This window comes from Guptibacillus hwajinpoensis (assembly GCF_020524165.1).
GTDB lineage: Bacteria > Bacillota > Bacilli > Bacillales > Guptibacillaceae > Guptibacillus > Guptibacillus hwajinpoensis_D.
In genome coordinates, this window is sequence record NZ_JAIVKU010000005.1 from 804,707 (window position 1) to 825,798 (window position 21,092).

20 protein-coding genes are annotated in these 21,092 nt (G+C 41.0%); 5 read left to right on the forward strand and 15 right to left on the reverse strand.

What is annotated here, in order from left to right:
- Positions 1-205 precede the first annotated feature (205 nt).
- On the forward strand, positions 206-1,486 hold the full coding sequence (locus tag LC090_RS17270; RefSeq protein ID WP_226659247.1) for a histidine--tRNA ligase: 1,281 nt from the start codon (positions 206-208) through the stop codon (positions 1,484-1,486).
- Between the two features lie 55 nt (positions 1,487-1,541).
- Here LC090_RS17270 and LC090_RS17275 read toward each other — a convergent pair whose 3' ends face one another.
- The 5 genes from LC090_RS17275 to LC090_RS17295 form a co-directional block, all read right to left on the reverse strand.
- Positions 1,542-1,949, reverse strand: coding sequence for an NUDIX hydrolase (locus LC090_RS17275; RefSeq protein ID WP_226659248.1), 408 nt, complete (start codon positions 1,947-1,949; stop codon positions 1,542-1,544).
- Positions 1,950-2,048: 99 nt separating this feature from the next.
- Complete coding sequence (locus LC090_RS17280; RefSeq protein ID WP_226659249.1) at positions 2,049-2,828, reverse strand: TerC family protein; 780 nt, start codon at positions 2,826-2,828, stop codon at positions 2,049-2,051.
- A 267-nt stretch (positions 2,829-3,095) separates the two neighbouring features.
- A complete protein-coding gene (locus tag LC090_RS17285; RefSeq protein WP_226659250.1) occupies positions 3,096-3,821 on the reverse strand; it encodes a class I SAM-dependent methyltransferase in 726 nt (241 codons plus the stop codon).
- A gap of 39 nt (positions 3,822-3,860) precedes the next feature.
- On the reverse strand, positions 3,861-4,637 hold the full coding sequence (locus LC090_RS17290) for a class I SAM-dependent methyltransferase (protein WP_226659251.1): 777 nt from the start codon (positions 4,635-4,637) through the stop codon (positions 3,861-3,863).
- An 82-nt stretch (positions 4,638-4,719) separates the two neighbouring features.
- Positions 4,720-5,040: a YnfA family protein gene (locus LC090_RS17295; RefSeq protein ID WP_226659252.1), complete on the reverse strand. Its 321-nt coding sequence runs from the start codon at positions 5,038-5,040 to the stop codon at positions 4,720-4,722.
- 213 nt (positions 5,041-5,253) lie between these two features.
- On the opposite strand from LC090_RS17295, the gene LC090_RS17300 reads away from it, so the two are divergent.
- Positions 5,254-6,846, forward strand: coding sequence for an ATP-binding protein (locus tag LC090_RS17300; protein WP_226659253.1), 1,593 nt, complete (start codon positions 5,254-5,256; stop codon positions 6,844-6,846).
- 5 nt (positions 6,847-6,851) lie between these two features.
- On the opposite strand, the gene LC090_RS17305 is transcribed toward LC090_RS17300, so the two are convergent.
- The 5 genes from LC090_RS17305 to LC090_RS17325 form a co-directional block, all read right to left on the reverse strand.
- On the reverse strand, positions 6,852-7,007 hold the full coding sequence (locus tag LC090_RS17305; RefSeq protein ID WP_226659254.1) for a hypothetical protein: 156 nt from the start codon (positions 7,005-7,007) through the stop codon (positions 6,852-6,854).
- Positions 7,008-7,124: 117 nt separating this feature from the next.
- Complete coding sequence (gene pruA / locus LC090_RS17310; RefSeq protein WP_224883018.1) at positions 7,125-8,672, reverse strand: L-glutamate gamma-semialdehyde dehydrogenase; 1,548 nt, start codon at positions 8,670-8,672, stop codon at positions 7,125-7,127.
- Between the two features lie 30 nt (positions 8,673-8,702).
- Positions 8,703-9,620: a proline dehydrogenase gene (locus tag LC090_RS17315; RefSeq protein ID WP_305077007.1), complete on the reverse strand. Its 918-nt coding sequence runs from the start codon at positions 9,618-9,620 to the stop codon at positions 8,703-8,705.
- Between the two features lie 735 nt (positions 9,621-10,355).
- Positions 10,356-11,642 carry a PucR family transcriptional regulator gene (locus LC090_RS17320; protein WP_226659256.1) on the reverse strand — a complete coding sequence of 429 codons (1,287 nt, stop codon included), beginning with the start codon at positions 11,640-11,642 and terminating at the stop codon, positions 10,356-10,358.
- 167 nt (positions 11,643-11,809) lie between these two features.
- Positions 11,810-12,601 (reverse strand): SDR family oxidoreductase, encoded by a 792-nt coding sequence (locus tag LC090_RS17325; RefSeq protein WP_226659257.1) that lies wholly within the window; start codon positions 12,599-12,601, stop codon positions 11,810-11,812.
- Between the two features lie 112 nt (positions 12,602-12,713).
- On the opposite strand from LC090_RS17325, the gene LC090_RS17330 reads away from it, so the two are divergent.
- The gene (locus tag LC090_RS17330) at positions 12,714-13,034 is read left to right on the forward strand and encodes a DUF3870 domain-containing protein (protein ID WP_226659258.1); all 321 of its coding nucleotides are present in this window, start codon (positions 12,714-12,716) and stop codon (positions 13,032-13,034) included.
- Between the two features lie 43 nt (positions 13,035-13,077).
- On the opposite strand, the gene LC090_RS17335 is transcribed toward LC090_RS17330, so the two are convergent.
- The gene (locus LC090_RS17335) at positions 13,078-13,677 is read right to left on the reverse strand and encodes a hypothetical protein (protein WP_226659259.1); all 600 of its coding nucleotides are present in this window, start codon (positions 13,675-13,677) and stop codon (positions 13,078-13,080) included.
- 138 nt (positions 13,678-13,815) lie between these two features.
- Positions 13,816-14,532 (reverse strand): GntR family transcriptional regulator, encoded by a 717-nt coding sequence (locus tag LC090_RS17340; RefSeq protein WP_226659260.1) that lies wholly within the window; start codon positions 14,530-14,532, stop codon positions 13,816-13,818.
- 146 nt (positions 14,533-14,678) lie between these two features.
- Here LC090_RS17340 and LC090_RS17345 point away from each other — a divergent pair, with 146 nt between their 5' ends.
- Together LC090_RS17345 and LC090_RS17350 are read left to right on the forward strand one after the other, a co-directional pair.
- Positions 14,679-16,031: a 6-phospho-alpha-glucosidase gene (locus LC090_RS17345; protein WP_226659261.1), complete on the forward strand. Its 1,353-nt coding sequence runs from the start codon at positions 14,679-14,681 to the stop codon at positions 16,029-16,031.
- An 87-nt stretch (positions 16,032-16,118) separates the two neighbouring features.
- Positions 16,119-17,669 carry a PTS transporter subunit EIIC gene (locus LC090_RS17350; RefSeq protein WP_226659262.1) on the forward strand — a complete coding sequence of 517 codons (1,551 nt, stop codon included), beginning with the start codon at positions 16,119-16,121 and terminating at the stop codon, positions 17,667-17,669.
- A 103-nt stretch (positions 17,670-17,772) separates the two neighbouring features.
- Here the strand turns inward: LC090_RS17350 and LC090_RS17355 are convergent, their stop codons facing one another.
- The 3 genes from LC090_RS17355 to glaH form a co-directional block, all read right to left on the reverse strand.
- The gene (locus LC090_RS17355) at positions 17,773-18,537 is read right to left on the reverse strand and encodes an alpha/beta hydrolase (RefSeq protein WP_226659263.1); all 765 of its coding nucleotides are present in this window, start codon (positions 18,535-18,537) and stop codon (positions 17,773-17,775) included.
- Positions 18,538-18,633: 96 nt separating this feature from the next.
- The gene (gene lhgO / locus LC090_RS17360) at positions 18,634-19,845 is read right to left on the reverse strand and encodes an L-2-hydroxyglutarate oxidase (protein ID WP_226659264.1); all 1,212 of its coding nucleotides are present in this window, start codon (positions 19,843-19,845) and stop codon (positions 18,634-18,636) included.
- Positions 19,846-19,865: 20 nt separating this feature from the next.
- A complete protein-coding gene (glaH, locus tag LC090_RS17365; protein ID WP_226659265.1) occupies positions 19,866-20,798 on the reverse strand; it encodes a glutarate dioxygenase GlaH in 933 nt (310 codons plus the stop codon).
- Positions 20,799-21,092 lie beyond the last annotated feature (294 nt).

Genomic DNA, 21,092 nt, shown 5'->3' on the forward strand with positions numbered 1-21,092 from the left:
TGTGCTACTATATTGAGAAATAAGAGGTGAGCGATATGAGACAGTTATGCATCGTACAACTTCATCATCACAATTAGCCTTGCTATCCGATTGAAATAAAAAATCGCGCATAGGAAGGCTATTACTCGTAACCGCATGAATTGAGAAGAAATCTTCTCCCATTCATGCGGTTTTTTTGTATTCAAAAATCGAAAGGATGAGCGCTATGAAAAAGCTTAAAAATCAAAATGTAAAAGGAACAATGGATTATTTGCCTGAAGATGAGCAGATCCGTCGTATAGTAAGGCGAACGCTTGAAAATACGTTTATTCGATATAACTGTCTACCGATCGAAACCCCCATTCTCAATGAACAAAAGCTGTTGGATTCGAAGTATGCTGGAGGAAATGAAATCGTAGAAGAAATGTACACCCTCTCCGATCGTGGAAAAAGAGAGCTTGCGCTTCGTTATGACCTTACGATTCCATTTGCAAAGGTGGTAGCCATGAATCCAGGTTTACGCATGCCTTTCAAGAGATATGAAATCGGAAAGGTCTTTCGAGATGGACCTGTCAAACCAGGACGTTTTCGCGAGTTCACTCAATGTGATGTAGATATCACCGGCGTAAGTTCACAAATGGCTGAAGCAGAATTAATCGAGATGGCCCTCGACATTTTCAATGAACTCGGCCTTAACGTAACGATTCAGTACAATAATCGCAAGCTTCTAGCTGGAATGCTAACATTCATATCGGTTCCTAGCTCTCGATTAAATGACGTCATTCTCACAATGGACAAACTTGAGAAAATCGGGATTGACGGTGTTAAAAAGGAGCTTCAACAAAAGAACATCTCCCCTGAAGCGATACGTAGCGTTGAGCGCTACGCGCAGGAGTGGATCGGACAAGACCTCACTTATTTTGAACAATTTGCCGCCGAGAATGACAATGTGCAGGAAGGACTGAATGAGCTTTCCGAACTGACATCTTATTTAGATGGACTTAACATTCTTCAAGATTGTTCTTTTAACCCCTTTCTTGCAAGAGGTCTTGATATTTATACTGGAACCATTTATGAAATTTTCCTCAGTGATCAATCGATCTCTTCTAGCATTGGGAGTGGCGGTCGCTACGATAGTGCAATCGGGGGTTTACTTGGCAGCGAAGAAACTTTTTCAACTGTTGGCATTTCGTTTGGTTTAGATGTTATTTTCACTGCGTTAAAAGGAAGGACGACAGCAATTATTAAGGAGGACAAACCTGACTATGTAATCATTCCGATCGATGCTAAACGTGAAGCTTTAATTGTGGCATCTGCTTATCGAAAGCTAGGTTATCAGATTGAAGTCGACATGAGCGAGAAACGCCTTAGTAAATCCCTTGAACGAGCGAGTAAAAGAGGAATTGAAAATGTTATCCTTATTGGAAAAGAAGAAGTAAAGAATAAGGAGATTATCTTGAAGACATTAAATGAAGGAAAAGAAGAAAGAATCACTTTTAATTTTTAAAAATCACAAAGTTTAAAACAGCGGTAAGGGTTCTGCCCTTACCGCGCTATTCGATTTAGCCTTGAAAGACATACGGTATGGAAGCTTGTAGTAAAGATTGAATTCCGCCTTGATAATAAGGCATCCACACATCTGCTTCTGCTCGGTCCATCCACTTCGCATCAGCAATCGTTTCTGTGTCTTGAATCGCAATCGTTCCACCTGTTATTTTGCCACGAAACGTAAAAAAGTGAGCATGATGATTCCCAATAAACGCTTCATTCACACTCAACACTTCTCCCACTTCCACCTTTAATCCCGTCTCTTCTCTCATCTCCCGAACGGCTGCTTGAACTAACGTTTCTCCTTTTTCCACAGCACCGCCTGGCAGTGACCAGTTGTCATGCTTCTTATTTTGAACCATTAACACCTGATCGTCGCTTTCGTTATAAAGCAGGGTATACACTACATCCACTCTGTTCATCTTATCCCTCCCATTTCGAATACAACAAACCATTTTTTACCTATATAGTTTACCAGATCTCTTACTCCATTTAGGGATTTCTCCTAGAATTCCTCCTTTTTATCGTACGTCTTCCCTGGCTACCTCCGTTTTTTTCGAAGAAGATAAGAACCAGCCCCCTCCTGCAAGAAGCAGTAATACCGTATAGAACGTTATTTTCCACTCCGGAGACTTTGCAAAAGCTTCAGGGAGAACACCTAATTCTGGATGAGAGAGGGTATACACCGATAATTTCACACCAACCCAGCCCACGATCATAAAAGCAGCAATCTCTAACCCTGGCTTAGCTTTTAATAGTTTCACAAAATAATTGGCCGCAAATCGCATCACTATTAAACCGATTAGCCCACCAGCAAAAATAACAAGGAATTTCCCACCATCTAATCCACCGATTTGTGGGAGTGATGTATTTGGTAGCGTTACTGCTAATGCGACCGCTGCTAAAATCGAATCAACAGCAAATGCGATATCTGCTAACTCGACTTTTAACACAGTTCCCCAAAATCCTGATTGTTTTTTTGATTTCTTTTCAACCTCGTTTTTCCCCTTTTTCATTAGCTGCTTTCGTACGATATGATTGATCGCAATAAATAAGAGGTAGAGCGCACCGATCGCTTGAACTTGCCACACACCAACAAGAAAAGAAATGGCAAAGAGAGAGGCAAAGCGAAAAACAAATGCACCAGCTAACCCATAAAACAAGGCTTTTTTACGCTCTTCTTCAGGTAAATGCTTCACCATTATCGCTAATACAAGAGCATTATCTGCGGCAAGTAATCCTTCAAGTGCAATGAGAAGGAGCAGTACCCACCCATATTCTAACAACATTGAAACATCCATTCGTTCATCCTCCTTTTATTTATGAAGTTGATCCTTTTGCATGAAAAAAGACCCTTGCCTGCCTGGCAAAGGTCTATGACACAAATAAAGACCTTTACCGTAAAAGTAAAGGTCTTGCTAACAACACGAATGTTGCCAACAAAGCCGAGAGCGAAAAAGCTCTGGAATGACGACTTTGCTGTAAAAGCTACTCCCCTTTAGGAGTTCCGCTATTAAATTCGAAATATTTAAAATCATCATAATGCATTGTTTCCTAGCTGTCAATGATTATTTTATGCAAGACATAATTAAAAATAACGGGATTCTTTGTCTTCTTTTAAATTCTTCCTCTTGTTGAAAATGCTCTCGCTGTGGGGTTCCTTCTTTTAAGCCCTGAATGGAAAACCCAGCGCTTTGAAGCATAAGAAAATATTCCTCAATTGTCCTGTGGTATTTTACGACTTGTTCCCCAATCCAGGGCTCAATTCTCTTCCCAGACTGAAAATAATCGTCAACAATCCAATCGGCCCTTTTTCCCGTCATACTTTTAAAAGAAGCTGTCATGACAGGGTGAAGAACGCTAAAAACAAATTCTCCACCAGGCTTTAACGTTTCGTATACGTTCTTAACAATTGCCTCAAGGTCTTCTATGTAATGAAGGGCTAATTGTGAAACGACGCGATCAAAAGTATCTGCCGGATAAGAATAGTCTTCTAGCGACGTATGAACGACGCTTCCTTTCGTTCCATCTAGCTTTAACATCGCTTGCTCAATCATGTTTTGAGAGCCATCCAACCCAACATATCCTTCACATCCCTGCTTGAGTAATGCTTCTCCAAGTGAAGCATCTCCACACCCAAGATCAAGAATTGTTTTATCGCGAACATCTCCTAGTAATGACATAAGAGCAGGGTATTCAATGATCTTATTTGGACTTTCTTCTCGATGTCTTCTCGCCATGTACTGTTCATAAAAAGCATGATTATCGTAGACTGATGAACCTACGTGTTCCATATTAAGATCCCCTTTTTCATGCAGAGTGAATTGGCAACGCTACATAGTTTTAATTGCCTTTGTTGCGATAAATGTTTTGATATATTGATCTAAAAGGCGCTTTCCCCCGAAATCATCTTCATAGAAACCGGAAATGATAAATCCCGCGTCAATTTGTCCCTGAATTTGATCTTCTAGCGTGTGACCAAACTCAAGTGCCAGATTTCTTTCTTTGTAAGTCTTAAGCTCATCGTCACTTAATTGCTTAAGAGGAGAATAGGGAATACTGTTCGTCACATCAAGAATTCCTCTCTCTTCCTTCTCATCATCAAAAAGGTATAGCAATGGGTTTGCAAATCCTGAAATGAGCGTGCCACCGTCCTTTAATACTCTAGCGGCTTCTTTCCAAACGGGCAAATTATCTTCCACGAAACCATTTGAGACAGGATGAACAATCAGATCAAATGTGGAATCGGCGATAAATGATAGGTCTGTCATGTCTCCTTTTTCAACCGTTAACTGCAAATTCTCTCTCTCTGCAACATACCGATCCTGCTCAAGCTGCTTCTCTGATAAATCAACAACTGTAACCTCAGCCCCTGCAGCGGCAAGAATCGGTCCCTGCTGTCCACCTCCAGAAGCGAGACACAGAATTTTAACACCACTAAGAGAATCGGGAAACCATTGACGAGGAACGGGCTTTTCCGTCGTTACGGTAATCCGCCAGTTTCCTTTCTTGCTTTCTTCAATCATTTCACTTGTGACGGGCTTTGTATAAGAAACACCGTCTTCCACTTTTTTATCCCAAATTCCCTGGTTGTACTCATTGATCTTCATATAACTTTCAACTCCTTTATAAAGCCATCTCTCTTCCATTCTTCTAAAGTAGCTGAAATTCCTTTTATTCAACTATAGATGGTTAATGACGAGGGAAGAGCATTACTATTACGCCTACCAAACAAAGCGCGCCTCCAAATAAATCATAACAATCAGGTACCTTTTTATCGATCCCCCATCCCCAAACAATCGACATGACAATAAACACTCCACCATACGCTGCGTAGACCCTTCCGAAGTCAGGATAAACTTGTAAAGTGGCAATGACGCCATACAAGGCCAGAGCTAGTCCACCCGTTAATCCTAGTAAGCTCGAATACCCTTCCCGAAGCCAAAGCCATATAAGATAACCTCCACCAATCTCAGCAAGCCCCGCTAAAAAAAACAAAAAAATCGTCTTCACTTGTTATGCTCCTCCTTTATATATGGCTCCCGTCCTACATTTTCATATAAAGAAATGGCTCATCCGTTCACCATCGCTTCCTACTTTATTTATGGGAAAACCAAACCAGTAGGGACCAAAGTATGATACTCTATAAAAAAGTGATTTATTAAAATCTACCACCAATATCTTCTATATAAAACTATTACTATTTCCAGGAAAAGAGGATGCCCCATGACGCAACGTGAAACGTACATTCAACACTCTAAAACCACCTGCGAGCATGTTTATCAAATGGATCCCAACTCAATTCCTGTTCTTCGGGTTATCCTAACTGAGGAAGAGTTAGCCGAGCGCTTGCAGAAATATGAACGTGCGATATCCATTATTCAAAAATTCATGACAAAACTTCTAAGCTTTTTAGCAGATACTCCTACTTTAATTGTAACAACGGATGACGAAGGATATGTATTGGATTCATATGGAGACGAACGGTTTAAACAGATGACCGCTTCATTCGGTATTCAAACTGGTGTTAAGTTTGATGAAGAAACGGCAGGCACGAATGCCATTACACTTGCATTAAAACATAATGAACCAATTCATTTAGTTGGAGAAGATCATTATCATCATTGTTTTAGCGAGGTGGCTTGCTATTCTGCACCGTATCGGTATCGTAATGGAGAAGTGATCGGAACGATTTCTATTATGACAACTAGGCAGTATGCATCATCATTGCACCTCGGATTGCTTTCCTCATCAATCGACACCATTGAACGTGAAATTCAGCTTCATGAACAAAATGAGCAGCTTCACCTTTATAATCAAATGCTAATGAGCGCTACACCAATTGGAATTGTGATTTCCGATGAAGCAGGACATATAAGAGAATTTAATAATAGTGCAGCGGATCTCACAGGACTGAACAAGAAAAACATGATTGGCTCTCACATTTCAGAAGTTCCCGTTCTTAAACCGTTTTTCGATCATGTGCTTACCAGAAAAAAGGGAATTGAGGATATTGAAATCATCTTTTCAACTCTTAATGAGCGGAAGTGTCTCCTTGATATTTTACCTCTCTATAATCACAACAACCAGTTAAGCGGAGCTTTTGCTCAATTTCGAGATATGACCTCTTATTATCAACTGCAAGACCAGGTGATTCAATCTGAGAAACTTTCTGCTATCGGAAAATTAGGTGCAGGATTAGCTCATGAAATTCGTAATCCTCTCACCTCAATTATTGGTTTTACCCAGCTGTTGGATGTTGATGAAAAGCAATCCCACTATATCGATATTATTACAGCTGAGCTCGAGCGCATGAAAAACCTCGTAAACCAATTCGTCATGATGGGAAAACAAACGAGTAGTGAACGGAAAACGGGTCATTTAAACCCGTTAATTGAAGAAACAGTGGAGTTAATGAGAAGTAACGCTCATTTACATAATGTTGAAATCAATGACCATTCTACAGAGGAGCAAATGTCGGTATGTATGGATTCCTCACAAATTAAACAGGTGCTTATTAATTTCATCAAAAACGCCATTGAATCCATGCCTAATGGAGGCAAAATCACGGTCTCTTTAGCAAAAGAAGATAATAAAGCTGTGATTTCAATAACAGATACTGGTAAAGGGATGAGTGAAAAAGAGGTAAAACAACTTGGAACGCCTTTTTTCAGTACGAAGAGCAGCGGGCTTGGCATTGGCTTATCGATTTGCTTCGATATTATGAAAGCTCATCACGGAAACATTGTCATTGATTCAGAAGAAGGTGTCGGTACAACTGCCAAACTTCTTCTTCCCCTTCAACAGGAAGAGAGCTAAGCCTCTTACAACATCGATACAATGATGAACATAAGGAGCAAAATCCCAATGGCCACGGCATCAATGGCATACTTTTGCCCTTCTGATAAACGATTTCCTTTGATTTCAAGTAATGACGGATAAAAGAAACCAATCACACGTACTAGAATAATTCCGATCATGATCGTCGTTGCCGCGACAATTTCAATTTAGCACCACTTCCTTATCCGTCCATTCCCTTCTCATAGGCGAAACAAAACAAGGGCTGTCACAGCGAGTGACAGCCCTTGTTTATACGATTAAAACATTTCTGAAACCGTTTTTGCCTGCATGTGAAGACCAAGATAATCCGGACCGCCGGCTTTTGAATCGGTACCAGACATTTTAAAACCACCAAATGGATGGTACCCAACAATCGCTCCCGTACAGTTACGGTTGAAATACAGATTCCCTACGTGGAAGTCCATTTTCGCCTGTTCGATGTGTGCACGATTATTCGTGATGACAGCACCCGTCAGACCATACTCCGTATTGTTTGCTACTTCAATGGCTTCATCGAAGTTATCTACTTTTGTTAAGCAGACAACCGGTCCGAAGATTTCTTCCTGCTGCATGCGAGATTTTGGAGCGAGATCCGCGAATACAGTTGGTTTAATGAAGTATCCTTTTGAATCATCACCTTCACCACCAGCCACGAGACGGCCTTCTTCTTTCCCAATCTCAATGTAGCTCATGATTTTATCAAATGACGCCTGATCAATGACTGGTCCCATATATACATCTGGTCCTGTCGTCTCGCCCATTGTCAGTTCATTTGTAAGTTCAACGACGCGATCGCGTACTTGATCGTACACATCTTTATGAATGACCGCACGTGATCCTGCAGAACATTTTTGTCCTGAGAAGCCAAATGCAGAAACTACAATGGACTGTGCAGCTAGTTCAAGATCCGCATCATTATCAACAACAACCGTATCTTTACCGCCCATTTCGACAATAACGCGCTTCAAATGCTGCTGACCTGGCTGTACTTTCGCCGCACGTTCATAAATACGCGTACCCACTTCACGAGAACCAGTGAATGTGATGATCGATGTTTTCGGGTGATCCACGAGATAGTCTCCTACTTCAGCTCCGCTACCTGGAACAAAGTTCAAGACACCTTTAGGAAGACCAGCTTCTTCAAGTACTTCAACAAACTTCGCTGCAACAACCGGAGTTGCACTTGCTGGCTTAAGAAGAACAGTGTTTCCTGTTACAAGTGGAGCTACCGTCGTACCTGCCATGATGGCAAACGCAAAGTTCCATGGAGGAATAACAAGGGCAACACCGCTTGGCGTGTAAACGTAACGGTTCTGCTCGCCAGGACGACTTTCAATCGCTTTACCTTCTCCTAGCTCGATCATTTGACGCGCATAGTATTCCATAAAGTCAATTGCTTCAGCTGTATCCGCATCCGCTTCTTTCCACGGCTTTCCTGCTTCATAGACAAGGTATGCAGAGAATTCATGCTTACGGCGACGAACAATCGCAGCTGCGCGGAATAAAAGCTCAGCACGAGAGCGAGCCGACCATTTTCTCCAACCTTCAAATGCTTCATCTGCAGATTGAATGGCGCGTTCCGCATGCTCTTTCGTTGCCTTCGATACGCGGCCAACGATTTGCTCTTTATTTGCAGGATTAATGGATACGATTTTATCTTCCGTGCTGACACGCTCACCATTGATAAGAAGATCATGATCTTTTCCAAGCTCTTCTTTTACTAGCTTTAGCGCCTCTTCAAAAGCCTTTTTATTTTCCTTAACAGTGAAATCTGTAAACGGTTCGTGTTTGTATGGTACTACCATGAGTAAATTCCCCTTTCAAATATAAGAAGTTTATTTTTTAAAGATTCCATTGAAAGCAAAGGCGATGTTCGCAGGTCGTTCCGCCAATCGCCGCATAAAATACCCATACCAATCGTTCCCATATGGTAGGTATACTCTGACCGCATAACCTTCCGCTAGAAGATCCAGCTGACTCTGACTTCTCATGCCGTAAAGCATTTGAAACTCAAACTGATCTCTTGGAATGTTATGCTCCTTCACGAACTCTTTCGTGTAGTTAATAATGGCATCATCGTGACTTGCGATGGCTGTAAAATTCCCATTCAATAAATGCTTTTTAATCAGCTGCTTCAAGTTATGATCCACATCTGATTTTGCTGGAAAGGCAACATTCGCCGATTCTTTGTAAGCCCCTTTGACAAGACGTAAATTCGGCTTTACTTCATTCAAATTATCCAGATCTTGATCAGATCGGTATAAATAAGACTGAATGACCGTTCCAATATTGTCGTACTTTTTCTTCAGCTCTTTGTAAAGATCGAGCGTCGCTTCCGTTCGTGTGGAATCTTCCATATCGATCGTAACGAACACATCATGCTTCACTGCTTCTTCCATAATCGTAATCATGTTTTGCCAGACGAGATCACGGTTAATATCAAGACCGAGTGAAGTGACTTTCAAAGACATTTGAGAATTTAATTGATGAGCACTAATCATGCGGATCGTATCCAGACACTCTTGTGTACGTTCCTTCGCTTCCGTTTCAGATGAAACGAATTCGCCAAGGTGATCCACCGTTACACGAAGCCCCTGACTATTCAAGTTCTGAATAAGAGGCACCGCATGTTCAAAAGTCTCACCCCCAACAATCTTGTCTGCCCCAAACTTACTACCCCATCGTTTGGCCAGCCTATCAAGCGAGGGCCTGCTAGCGAGAAAAAGGAAAAAACTCTTGTTGATGGCTTCCAACTCTACCACGCTCCCTTTCACCCTATATCTCCAATCATTCATCAAGCTTGTGAAATACTTCAAAGAAAGTTTTTGTTTTCTTGTGAAAATTATATCGATTTCGAGGGGCATCTGGCAACGTGGTTAAAGCACAATAGTTCAGCTGAGATTTTGTGGTTTAAACACAATAGGAAAAGCGGAAGGGGGCGTTTAGGGGCGACAAGCGCTGGAGCCCCACAAAAAGAACACGGTCTTTGTGTTCATTTTGTGGGGTGAAGCGATCGAGCCCCTGCCCACTGCAGCTGGATCTCAGGAAAAACGGAGATATTGGAACTCTTGAACGAGAACACGCCCTTTGTGTTCTGATGAAAGAGTGAAATATCGCAGTTTCTGCGAGTCGTAGCTGGATCTAGGGAAAAGCGGAAGCCTCCGTTTAGACCCGGCAGGCACTGGAACCCTCCAAATGGAACACGGTCTTTGTGTTCGAGTTGGAGGGTGAAGTGACCGAGGGTCTGGAGGCTGCAACTGGATCAGGGAAAAGCGGAAGGGGGCGTTTAGGGGCGACAAGCACTGGAGCCCCACAAAAAGAACACGGTCTTTATGTTCGAGTTGGAGGGTGAAGTTCAATTTTGGCCAATAAACCTAACTCGTTCACCTCAATTGGCTACATAACGGATACGCAAACTTAAAAAGAAGCTGTACCATGTACAGCTTCTCAATTTGCCCCATAAACTAGCCCATCCTCATTCAAATCGGCTACTTCGCCGTGCTTTTCTGATCTTCTACAGCGGAAAGGTAGCGATTATAGTAGGAAGGTATGTTGTTTAGCAACAATAACTCTATATATATGTGACTTTTCATATTAAAATCATCAAAATCAATATCGGTCAGATCCTGAATTTGCTTCATGCGATAATTGAGCGTATTGGGATGGATAAACAGTTCAGCCGCGGTACTTTTTCCTTTACCGTTGTTCGATAAATACACCTCGAGCGTCTTCAACAGACTTGAATGGCTAACAGAATCTTTTTCCATCAAGTTAAGTAAGTTTTGATTGTAATAATGCTCAGTATTATTTTTCTCATAAAGGGCGGCAAGATACCGGTATACCCCGAGCTTTGAGAATTCTCTTGGCATGACATCTGGTCTTGGCCCAATAAAGTCAGCTGTCTCAATGACTTCAAGTGCTTCTAGAAAACTCTTTCTCATATCAATGAGTTCCACGTATTCTTTTCCGATTCCGATGAGAAACGAATAAAACTCTTCATGAGTTAATGCGCTTTTCACATACTCAACAAGCTCACGACTATTTTCAATAGCCGATCCCTTCCTGTTTTTATCACCTGATATCACTGCGACCACTTGCAGATCGGTTTTCAGCACTTGGATTTTATGACGCTTAAACCGAGAAAGGAGATCGATAACTTCATTCAACAGCGGTTCTTGTGAAGGCTCTGCAATGGACATAACCAGTACAGAAAAGCGTTCAGGCAGTGGCAAGCTTGCCACCTGGGCTTTTCGCCTCATTTGATTTTCGCTTTCATATTCATGAAGAAGTACATTCCATAGCAATTTCTCCTGCTTTCCTTCATGCTCTTTTCCTTTTTGATAAGAATCATGAATAAGCTTTCCGATGTGAGGGGTGATTTCAGTAAGAAAATCCACCTCTTCTTCCGTCAAGGGGCTGTTGGTTTCCTGCACCCAAAGATAGCCCATCGTCCGCTCTTCATAAATCGCTTTCACAACCACGCGCTGATAAAAACCGATCTCCTCAATAGGAGCAATCCGAATCGGAGCCTCATTGCTCTCTAGCTGTTGAACAATCCCTTCTTTTTTCAAACGATCAATAATGAAAACTGGACATTTTTTATATAAAATGGTTTTTTGCTGAGTTTGATCAAAGCTCTCTGATGCCGTGCTGTATGAAATCAATTCGAAATTTTTATTTTCAATAATAACCGGCTTGTTCGTCGCAATGCTGATCATCTCAGTTGCTTTATGAATATCCGTTGCTTCAAGAATCCGTTCTTTCGCATCTACCATCCAATCACCCTCCCTGTACCGACAATTGCTTTGAAACCAAAGGGTTTAGCAACACCAGAATTAGTCATGTTCATCTTCTTCTATTATATCGGTTTCTTCCTAAAAGAAAAATGATTAGGGGAGATTCACAAAGAAAAAAGGACGCAGCTAGTACGCCCCTCATCTCTTTATAATGCCTTCACAAATCCACCATCGACAACGAGCGATTGCCCGGTCATATACGTATTTGCATCGGAACCTAGAAACACAATTGCCTTCGCGAATTCATCCGGTTCACCGTATCTTTTCATCGGAATGGATTTCTCCGCCTGACTTTTTAATTCAGCAGCGTTAATTCCTAACTGATCCGCCTTGATTCGATCAAGTTGCTCGACACGATCCGTTGCAATTCGTCCCGGACCTACGGTGTTTACAAGAATATTGTATTCGGCATATTCTTGAGATAAACTTTTCGCAAGTCCGACGATACCTGCTCGAAACGTATTGGAGAGAATTAAGTTATCAAGAGACTGTTTTATGGAAGAAGAGGCAATATTGATGATGCGTCCCCATCCCTGTTGCTTCATGTAAGGAAGGGCAGCTCTTGATGTACGAATGAAGCTTAATAGATTCAATTCAAACGCATTTTGCCAATCTTCATCATTGAAATCCTCAAATCCACCGGCTGGCGGGCCTCCTGCATTATTAATTAACACATCCACTGTTCCATTCGTTTCTGCAGCAAACGTCATCAATTGGGTGATCTCATTTGCTTTTGTCATGTCGCAAACGATATAGGTCACATGCTCATTCCCTGTCACTTCAATGATTTCTTCACATGCTTTTTTAAGCTCATCTTCACTTCGACTTGAAAGAATCACATGAGCTCCTTCTTTTGCGAATGCGAGTGCCGAAGCTCTTCCAAGTCCCTTGCTTGCAGCTGTTACGACGACTGATTTTTCTTTTAGATTGAGATCCATCCATACCCACTCCATTTTAGATGTCATTTTCTTCTATTCTACCACGCTACAATCAGTTTTGTTGTGCTACACTATTGAAAACGCTACCAAATAAAAGGAGATGATTTACTTAATGAACACACTTTTCGTCGCCGGCCATTCCAAACTCCCAACCGGCATGGCCGCTAACAACATATCAGACACCTTAACCCTTACCCTTGAAGTTGATAAGGTATATGGCGTGATTGTCGACGCATCTTGTACTTTAGCAACAGAACATAGCAAGCAATTCGTCAAACAATTATTAAAAGGATTCAGTTTAAAAGATGGTATTACAGAACCACTTCATCAACTAAAAGAGGGCTATCTCGGAAAAGCGGGGAACGCGCTTGCTGCTGCGCTTAAGGATGCTCAAAAGCAATACGAGATGCACCCTGAACCTATCAATACGTAGAAGAGGTAGAGGACAAATGCTCTAATTTGTCCTCTGCCTCTCTTTAAAAAACGATGCCATTATCTTGACCAACTTCATCGTTTAAGATCCCTATCCCCATTATCTTTTCCTCTTTTACAACCGGTTCAACAGAGGGATTAGAAGGATAGCTTTCTCCATTAAATTTTAGCTGGTGATAGCTAGGTTCGATTCCTCCACCCGCTACATACATGATGATATCCTTCCACCCGTTTGTTGTTTCATTTTGAATGATGACCGGAGTTCTGACTAAAGAAAAGCGGGAAATCACTTGATAACCTCCATCCTTTTCTTCTAACAAAAGGCCACTGCATCCTCCTGTCCCACATACCGTCGGACCGACTAAATAGACAAACGTTTCAGGTATCTGATCACCGTTTAAATCTATTTTATTGTAGTAATAACGAATGGAATCAGTCCCTTTCGTAAGACCAAACTCTTTAGAAAACGTTTCTTCAAGAGCAGCGTCTTTTTTCGTTTCTGATTTAAGGTAGGTGACTTCACTGAGATCTCGTTCTAATTGCGCACTTTCTTCCATTTGATTCGTAGCATACACCTGATCCATATAACCAACTAAGCTGACAACCATAAAGGTCCAAATAAATAGGAAACCCAATTTCTTCAATTTGCATTCTCTCCTCGCTTTTTAATTAGGTTCCCCATTCCTATAGCGAGTTATGTTTTAGTGTAACTCTCGATTTATGACAAAAAAATACGGCAGGGGCTTTTGACACCACCGCCGCATTCACGGGTAATCTTCACATTAATTCCCGGGCCGAGAAGCACGTAACGTAAATTTATACTCATCACTTTTAAAATAAATTTCACTATATTCGAAAACAGTGGAATCCTGAAAGATACTATACAATTGCACCTTTAAAATCGGTAAATTCGAATCTACCTCCAGAAACATTGATATATCTTCGTCAGGTAGAATCGGAATGATTTCTTGAAAACTTTCCTTAATTTTCATTCCTTTTTCCTTTTCAATGTAGTCATACTTTGAACCGCTCATAATTTGATAGGAGAGGTTTGGAAACATTGAAACAGGTAGATATGTATCCTCTAAAACATACGGAACATCATCAACCAGACGCTGTCTTCTTACATAGAATACCTTTTCGTCCTCTGAAATCTGAAGCATTCGTTTTACTTGATCAGAAGGAGCTTTTAATTGAAAATCAATCACTCGGTTAACAGGAGTTTTGTTTAGTCTCTTCATTTCTTCAGTAAAACTTTGTAGTTCAAAAATGTTGTGCTCAATTTTCTTCTCGCTTACGTAAGTTCCACTCCCTTGAACCTTCTCTAATAGTCCTTCTTCTACCAAAGTTTGGATGGCCTGACGTATCGTAACGCGCGAAGCTTTGTAATGGTTAGACAAATGCGCTTCAGTTGGGATCGCTTCTCCAACCCTTAAAGTTCCATTCGTAATATCTTCTTTAAGTTGTCCGGCAATTTTCCGATATAACGGCGTAGACATATAAATTCCTCCAGTATGAGCCCTCATTATATTATAACGAAAACTGACTAAAAACCAATAATCATATTGACCAAATTCAATATATGTATTATATTCATATTATAATTAAATTAATACAAATATAATACCTATTGGAGGCTAATCATATGAAAAAACAAAATCTCGTAGTAGTAGGCGGCGGTAGTACTTATACAATCGGAATGATCATGAGTTTAATTGCAGAAAAAAAACAATTCCCTTTGAAAACGATTACTTTTTATGATACTGACTCTGAACGACAAGAAAAAGTTGCTAAAGCATCTGAGATCATTTTGCGAGAGAAATACCCTGAGCTTGAGAGCTTCTCTTACACCACAGATAAAAAGACAGCGTTAACAGATGCCGATTTTGTCTTTGTCCAAATTCGAACTGGCGGTTTACCAATGAGAGAAAAGGATGAGCAGATCCCTCTTAAATACGGTACAGTTGGACAGGAAACATGCGGACCAGGTGGTATGGCATATGGTCTCCGTTCAATTGGAGACATGATTGAATTAGTTAATGACATTCGCGAATATTCACCTGAAGCATGGATTCTAAATTACACAAATCCTGCTGCCATTGTTGCTGAAGCACTTCGACGTGAATTTCCAAATGATAAAAAGATTTTAAACATTTGTGATATGCCAGCAGCCATTATGGTGAGCTACGCTGGAATTCTTGGGAAAGAAGTATTTGACCTTGTCCCTGAATACTTTGGTTTAAATCACTTTGGATGGTTTACGAAGATCTATGATAAAGAAGGTAACGATCACACGGATACGATTAAAAATGCCATTACTGACAAAGGGTTCATGCCGGAAGATGCAGAAATTGCAAACGATCCATCCTGGATTAAAACATTCAAACAGGTTGAGAAAATGGTAAATGATTTCCCTGAATATCTACCAAATACGTATTTGCAATATTACCTCTATCCTTCCGATATGGTTGCGAAAGAAGATGTAACAAATACACGCGCCCGTCAGGTAATCAATGGTCGCGAGAAGCGTGTTCATACGCTCGCGGATCAGATTATTCAGGATAACTCAACTAAAAACGTCGAACTAGAAGTTGATATCCATGGGCGATATATGATTCGAGTAGCTGCTTCAATGGCCTACAACAATGGAGATATCTTCATCGTAATGGTCGAAAACAACGGCATTATCGCAAATTTACCTGACGATGCCATGGTCGAAGTTCCAGCGATGATGACGAATCGAGGACCAAAGCCATTTGCAGTAGGCCACATTTCAACATTCTACAAAGGATTGATTGAAGGTCAGCTTGCATATGAGAAATTAGTTGTTGACGCTTATTTCGAGAACAGCTATGAGAAAGCCCTTCAAGCTCTGACATTAAATCGAACAGTCGTTGATGCGCCTGTTGCTCGTCAAATTCTCGACGATTTGATTGAAACTAATAAAGAATTATGGCCTGAACTTCATCGTAAAAAAGAACTTGTATTAACCAAATAAAAACAGAAAGACCCAGGATGAACTTCCGGGTCTTTCGATCACAACCATAAGAAAACGCTTGCTTATGAACAGAGGAGGCTTTATTCAGTGAAAAAATACTTTGGTAGTTTACAAAGATTCGGGAAATCATTAATGGTCCCTGTTGCTCTTCTTCCTGCAGCTGGTATTTTATTAGGGCTTGGCGCTGCTTTAACAGGACCGCTCGCAGAAACAATCTCTTTCTTACAAAATGATACGGTTCAGTTTATCGGTCAAGGCATGTCAGATATAGGAATTAGTATTTTCAATAATCTAGCCATTATATTCGCAATTGGCGTAGCGATCGGATTAACAGGTGGCTCAGGTATTGCTGCACTTGCCGCCCTGCTTGGCTACATTATTATGAACAAAACCATCTCCTTTGCATTAGGGATTACACCAGAAATGGTAGCGGAAAATGGTGCCTATGGAATGGCTCTCGGAATTCCAACACTTGAAACGGGTGTACTCGGAGGAATTATTGTCGGTTTACTCGCCGTATTTATTTACAATAAATTTCATGAATTCGATCCTCCTGAAGTTCTAGGATTCTTTGCAGGAGATCGTTCAGTTGGCATTGCAATGGTCTTCTCCTCGATCTTCCTAGCCATGGCTATGATGGTCGTTTGGCCACCGATCCAAACAGGCATCAATGCAGTCGCAAATGTCATTGCAAATGGTTCAACAAATCCTTTGTACATCGGATTATACGGATTTCTAGAACGCGTATTAATTCCTACGGGTCTTCATCATATCTGGTATGCCCCATTCTTATGGACATCCCTTGGTGGAACGACAGAAGTTGCAGGCAGCATGGTATCAGGTGATCAGTATATTTTCCTTGCTCAAATCGCAGAAGGCGTTGATGTGACAGCGGGACGATTCATGGCAGGTAAATTCCCTGTGATTATGTTCGGACTCGTAGGTGCAGCACTTGCGATGTATCGTCAGGCAGATAAAAATAACAGACCAGTAGTCAAAGGGATGTTAATTGCTGCAGCAGGTACTGCTTTTCTTACTGGTATTACTGAACCAATCGAATTCACCTTCCTATTTGTAGCGCCCGTTTTATTCTTTGTACATGCGATCCTTGCGGGGATTTCTTTCGCTGTAACGTACATGCTAGATGTCCATCTTGGTTGGGCTGGTGGCTCTGGATTAATCGATTTTGTCTTAGTTAATGCTATTCCCGGAACGAATAATTGGTGGATGAACCTTGTTCTTGGTGCTGTCTTTTTCTTCATCTACTATTTCACGTTTTCCTTTGCAATCAAGAAATGGGATTTAGCTACCCCTGGACGAGGTGGACAAGAGAACAAACTCTTCACTAGAAAAGACTACAACAAGAAAAAGCCTGGAAAAGGCAAGAACAAAGAACTCGCATTAGAAATTATGGAAGCACTTGGAGGCGAAAGCAACTTAAAGCATGTTGATGCCTGCTTTACTCGACTTCGTGTAGAAGTAGCGGAAGTAAAAGCAATTGACGAAAATCGCCTAAAGGAACTTGGCGCAGCTGGTGTTGTGAAAGTCGATCAAAACATTCAAGCTATTTTCGGTGGGCGTTCTGATTTATACAAAAATGAGATTAATAAAATTATGAAAGAATCAAATGCTTCTTAAAAGGACTCCAAATTAATCTTCATATAAAAGAGGTGCGACAACTAGTCGTGCTTTTTTTTTTTTAGTTAAATCAATAATTTAGAAAATGAACTTTTCTCGATCTTTAACTTTCCCTCAATAAAAATGACATAACTTCATCGATTCTATTAGAAAATGACTCATAGTGATGCTCACCATTTTTCATCACCTTAAATTCAACACTCGCACCTATTTTTTCTAACATCTCATAAATTCGTTCATTTGAATTTAAAAAGGCACGATCAATTCGCTCATCACCTGATTCCTTATCACCACAGTCCAAATAAAGACGAGCGATAGGAATACAGTCCATTTCTAAAATAAACTCCTCCAACTTCTCTTGATTGCGAAAAAAAGCAGAAGAAATCCCCACTCCTCTAGTAAACACATTTGGGTAACGACATAGGGCATAGACTGTTAGCAATCCCCCAAGGGAAATACCAGCCATATAACTTGAGGTGATCTGGGTTCGATACGTAGCATCAATCAATGGTTTTAGGTCTTTGACAATAAAATCGAGATATTCCCGCCCCTTTGCTTCCTGAGAAACGCTTTTTCCTGTCAGCTCCTCACTCAGCTTTCCTGGAGCCCATAGGCGATATTCCTCCATCCGGTTAGCACCTGAATCAATTCCAACAATAATAAGTGGCACATGGTTTTTCTTAAGATAGTCCTCCATTCGTAATGACCTTCCGCCTACGGCATCACGATCTTCAAACACATTTTGTCCATCATGCATATAGAGAACAGGATAGCTCTTTTTAGATTCATGATAACCTTCTGGTAAATAAATTCGAAGCGATCTTTCTTCGTTAAACACGGGAACCCAATATTTCTTTACTATGAACACTTTTCATCCCCTCCACTTTCAAAAAACGATTCTATCCCTCTCCCAAATTTTCCTTTCTATAAAAATTAGCCATCGATCTCCTCGATGGCTAACAAATTACGATAATGATATTGTTTTTCTAGTAAACGATGGCACTTTTCCTGCGATCGCATCTCCAATCTCTAATGATGCTGTTGCAGCAGGAGACGGGGCGTTACAAACATGAAGCGATCTTTTGCCCGGAATGATAAAGAAATCATCCACAAGCTGACCATTCTTCAAGAGAGCCTGTGCCCTTACGCCTGAGTGTGTCGGTACAACGTCTTGCTCTTGAATTTCTGGAACAAGTCGCTGAAGACTTCTCACAAACGATTTTTTGTGAAACGACCGTCCCATTTCTTTAAGCCCTTCTTTTAGATTACCTCCTGCCATTTTCCAAAAACCTTCAAATCCAAGAACATCGAATGCATCTTTGGCATTAAACGAAAGCTTACGATAACCCTCCCGCTTTAGGCTAAGTACCGCATTTGGTCCCGCATGAATGGTTCCATCCATCATACGGGTGAGATGGACGCCCAGAAACGGAAAGTCAGGATTCGGCACGGGGTAGATTAAGTTTTTCACCAGGTAGCTTTTTTCTTTCTTTAACTCAAAATATTCCCCTCTAAATGGCACAATTTTAAGATCGGTATAAATATTGGCGAGACGGGCCATTCGGTCACTATGCAGTCCAGCGCAATTAATCAGATATCGGGATTTAAATGTTCCCATGGTTGTATCAATGATTGCTTCATCCTTATCTTCTTCTATGTTTGTTACTTTTGTTCCAGAAAACAAGTGAGCACCTTGATACTCTAGAATTTCTGCTAGTTTTTTCGTCACTTTTTGATAGTCTACAATTCCGGTCGAGGGAACACGAATTCCTTCAACGCCTTTCACATGTGGTTCGATGTCCAAAAGGGATTCTTTAGTAAGCTTCTGAACCTGAAGTCCATTCTCTATACCTCGCTCGTACAAATGATTTAAATTCGCTTTTTCCGTATCATCAACCGCTACGATGACTTTTCCACATACTTCATGCGCAATGCCGTTTTCCTGACAAAAACGAACCATTGATTCACTGCCCAGTTTCGCTAAAGTAGCCTTTAAACTTCCGGGCTTATAGTAAATTCCTGAGTGAATGACACCACTGTTTCTACCTGTTTGATGACTTGCCCATTTGTTTTCTTTTTCAACTACTGCAAGAGTAGCGTGAGGGTAGCGCTTTTGAATCGAAAGGGCTGTGGACAAGCCAACGATTCCCCCTCCAATCACGAGATAATCATACATGTTGCTTCCTCCCATTCCAATTAAGCAAATCGCCCACGCTGACGTAGAAGTTCGCGGTGCAGTCCAGTATTCTCTTCAAAAGCTTCCCTTCCATGAAGCCAAAAACGGTTATTCAACATAATTAATTCTCCCGCCGGAAGCTCAAGTCCTTTTGTGGCAGAAGAATTCTCCATGGAACTTGATAGCTCCTGTAAATAAGTCGCCTGCTCAATATTTTCTGGATGAACGAACTGGTCGATAAAACAAATACAAGGTTCATTGTTTTGTTCGTAGAACGTCGTACGGAACACTTCCTTTGCGACATTTTTGCTTGGTGGTGCCTTATAGATCAATCGTTGCGAAGCCATCGGATGTTGATAGAACCGCTCAAGTTCTTCCCAATCATCAAGATGAAGAAGTCGTGAACGGCCCCCAACCGCATTTTGCTCATCAAATTTCATCATTAACAACCAGTCCGTTGCTTCATCCACATACGTCCCATCGGTATGGAGCGTAAAAAGACGATACGCCTGACGGAGATAGGAATCACTCGTATCCGTATGTTTCACTGAAAAACGAGCGTAGTAGTTTCCAGACATTGCATCGAAATTAGGAATTCCTACGAGATGTGAAAAAGCCGTTGAAAACTTTACATAGTCCTCTGGATCAGTCGTTTGCTTGTTCACTCCAACGGTAAATCCACCTGTCTTTCGGTCATGGAGAATCGCTCGAACCGTTTTTTGAAAGTTTTTATCTAAAAGACTTGATAGTTTCTCGGTGAGAATAAAACGCATGTAAGGAATATATTCTAACTGCTGACTGCTAATCTCGCGAACGTCTTCAAAAAAGCGGCTGATGACCTCTTGTTCTAGCTCTACTACATAGAGTCGATCATGGGAACCACTCGGTTTAATCTCATACCCCTTGCCCTTTTTCACACTTCTTGCATCCTGCTTCATACTTGTAAGTTCCATTTCACACATCTCTCCTTTAGATAGTTATTAGAATGACAAGAAAAACAAAAAAGCCAGCACACTTCTCCCGTCCTCCGAGAAAAAGATACTGGCTTTAAACTGCGTACGAAACTCCGGCAAGAGCTTTAACAGTTTTATCAGTTATTGTGATTGTTATCATTCAGTCGATGCCCTACTGTCCTGATTTTGAAAGGGGTTGCCTTTCTAAAGGGAAGTATGAGCTAATACATTCACCTTACAATAAATTGAATTTTTAGTCAAATAAAAATCCACATTCACATTAAAACAGAATGT

Coding starts and splice junctions, on each gene's coding strand:
- LC090_RS17270 (WP_226659247.1), top strand. CDS start 206: ATGAAAAAGCTTAAAAATCAAAATGTAAAAGGAACAATGGATTATTTG.
- LC090_RS17275 (WP_226659248.1), bottom strand. CDS start 1,949: ATGAACAGAGTGGATGTAGTGTATACCCTGCTTTATAACGAAAGCGAC.
- LC090_RS17280 (WP_226659249.1), bottom strand. CDS start 2,828: ATGGATGTTTCAATGTTGTTAGAATATGGGTGGGTACTGCTCCTTCTC.
- LC090_RS17285 (WP_226659250.1), bottom strand. CDS start 3,821: ATGGAACACGTAGGTTCATCAGTCTACGATAATCATGCTTTTTATGAA.
- LC090_RS17290 (WP_226659251.1), bottom strand. CDS start 4,637: ATGAAGATCAATGAGTACAACCAGGGAATTTGGGATAAAAAAGTGGAA.
- LC090_RS17300 (WP_226659253.1), top strand. CDS start 5,254: ATGACGCAACGTGAAACGTACATTCAACACTCTAAAACCACCTGCGAG.
- LC090_RS17305 (WP_226659254.1), bottom strand. CDS start 7,007: ATGATCGGAATTATTCTAGTACGTGTGATTGGTTTCTTTTATCCGTCA.
- pruA (WP_224883018.1), bottom strand. CDS start 8,672: ATGGTAGTACCATACAAACACGAACCGTTTACAGATTTCACTGTTAAG.
- LC090_RS17320 (WP_226659256.1), bottom strand. CDS start 11,642: ATGGTAGATGCGAAAGAACGGATTCTTGAAGCAACGGATATTCATAAA.
- LC090_RS17325 (WP_226659257.1), bottom strand. CDS start 12,601: ATGGATCTCAATCTAAAAGAAAAATCAGTCGTCGTAACAGCTGCAAGC.
- LC090_RS17330 (WP_226659258.1), top strand. CDS start 12,714: ATGAACACACTTTTCGTCGCCGGCCATTCCAAACTCCCAACCGGCATG.
- LC090_RS17340 (WP_226659260.1), bottom strand. CDS start 14,532: ATGTCTACGCCGTTATATCGGAAAATTGCCGGACAACTTAAAGAAGAT.
- LC090_RS17345 (WP_226659261.1), top strand. CDS start 14,679: ATGAAAAAACAAAATCTCGTAGTAGTAGGCGGCGGTAGTACTTATACA.
- lhgO (WP_226659264.1), bottom strand. CDS start 19,845: ATGTATGATTATCTCGTGATTGGAGGGGGAATCGTTGGCTTGTCCACA.
- glaH (WP_226659265.1), bottom strand. CDS start 20,798: ATGGAACTTACAAGTATGAAGCAGGATGCAAGAAGTGTGAAAAAGGGC.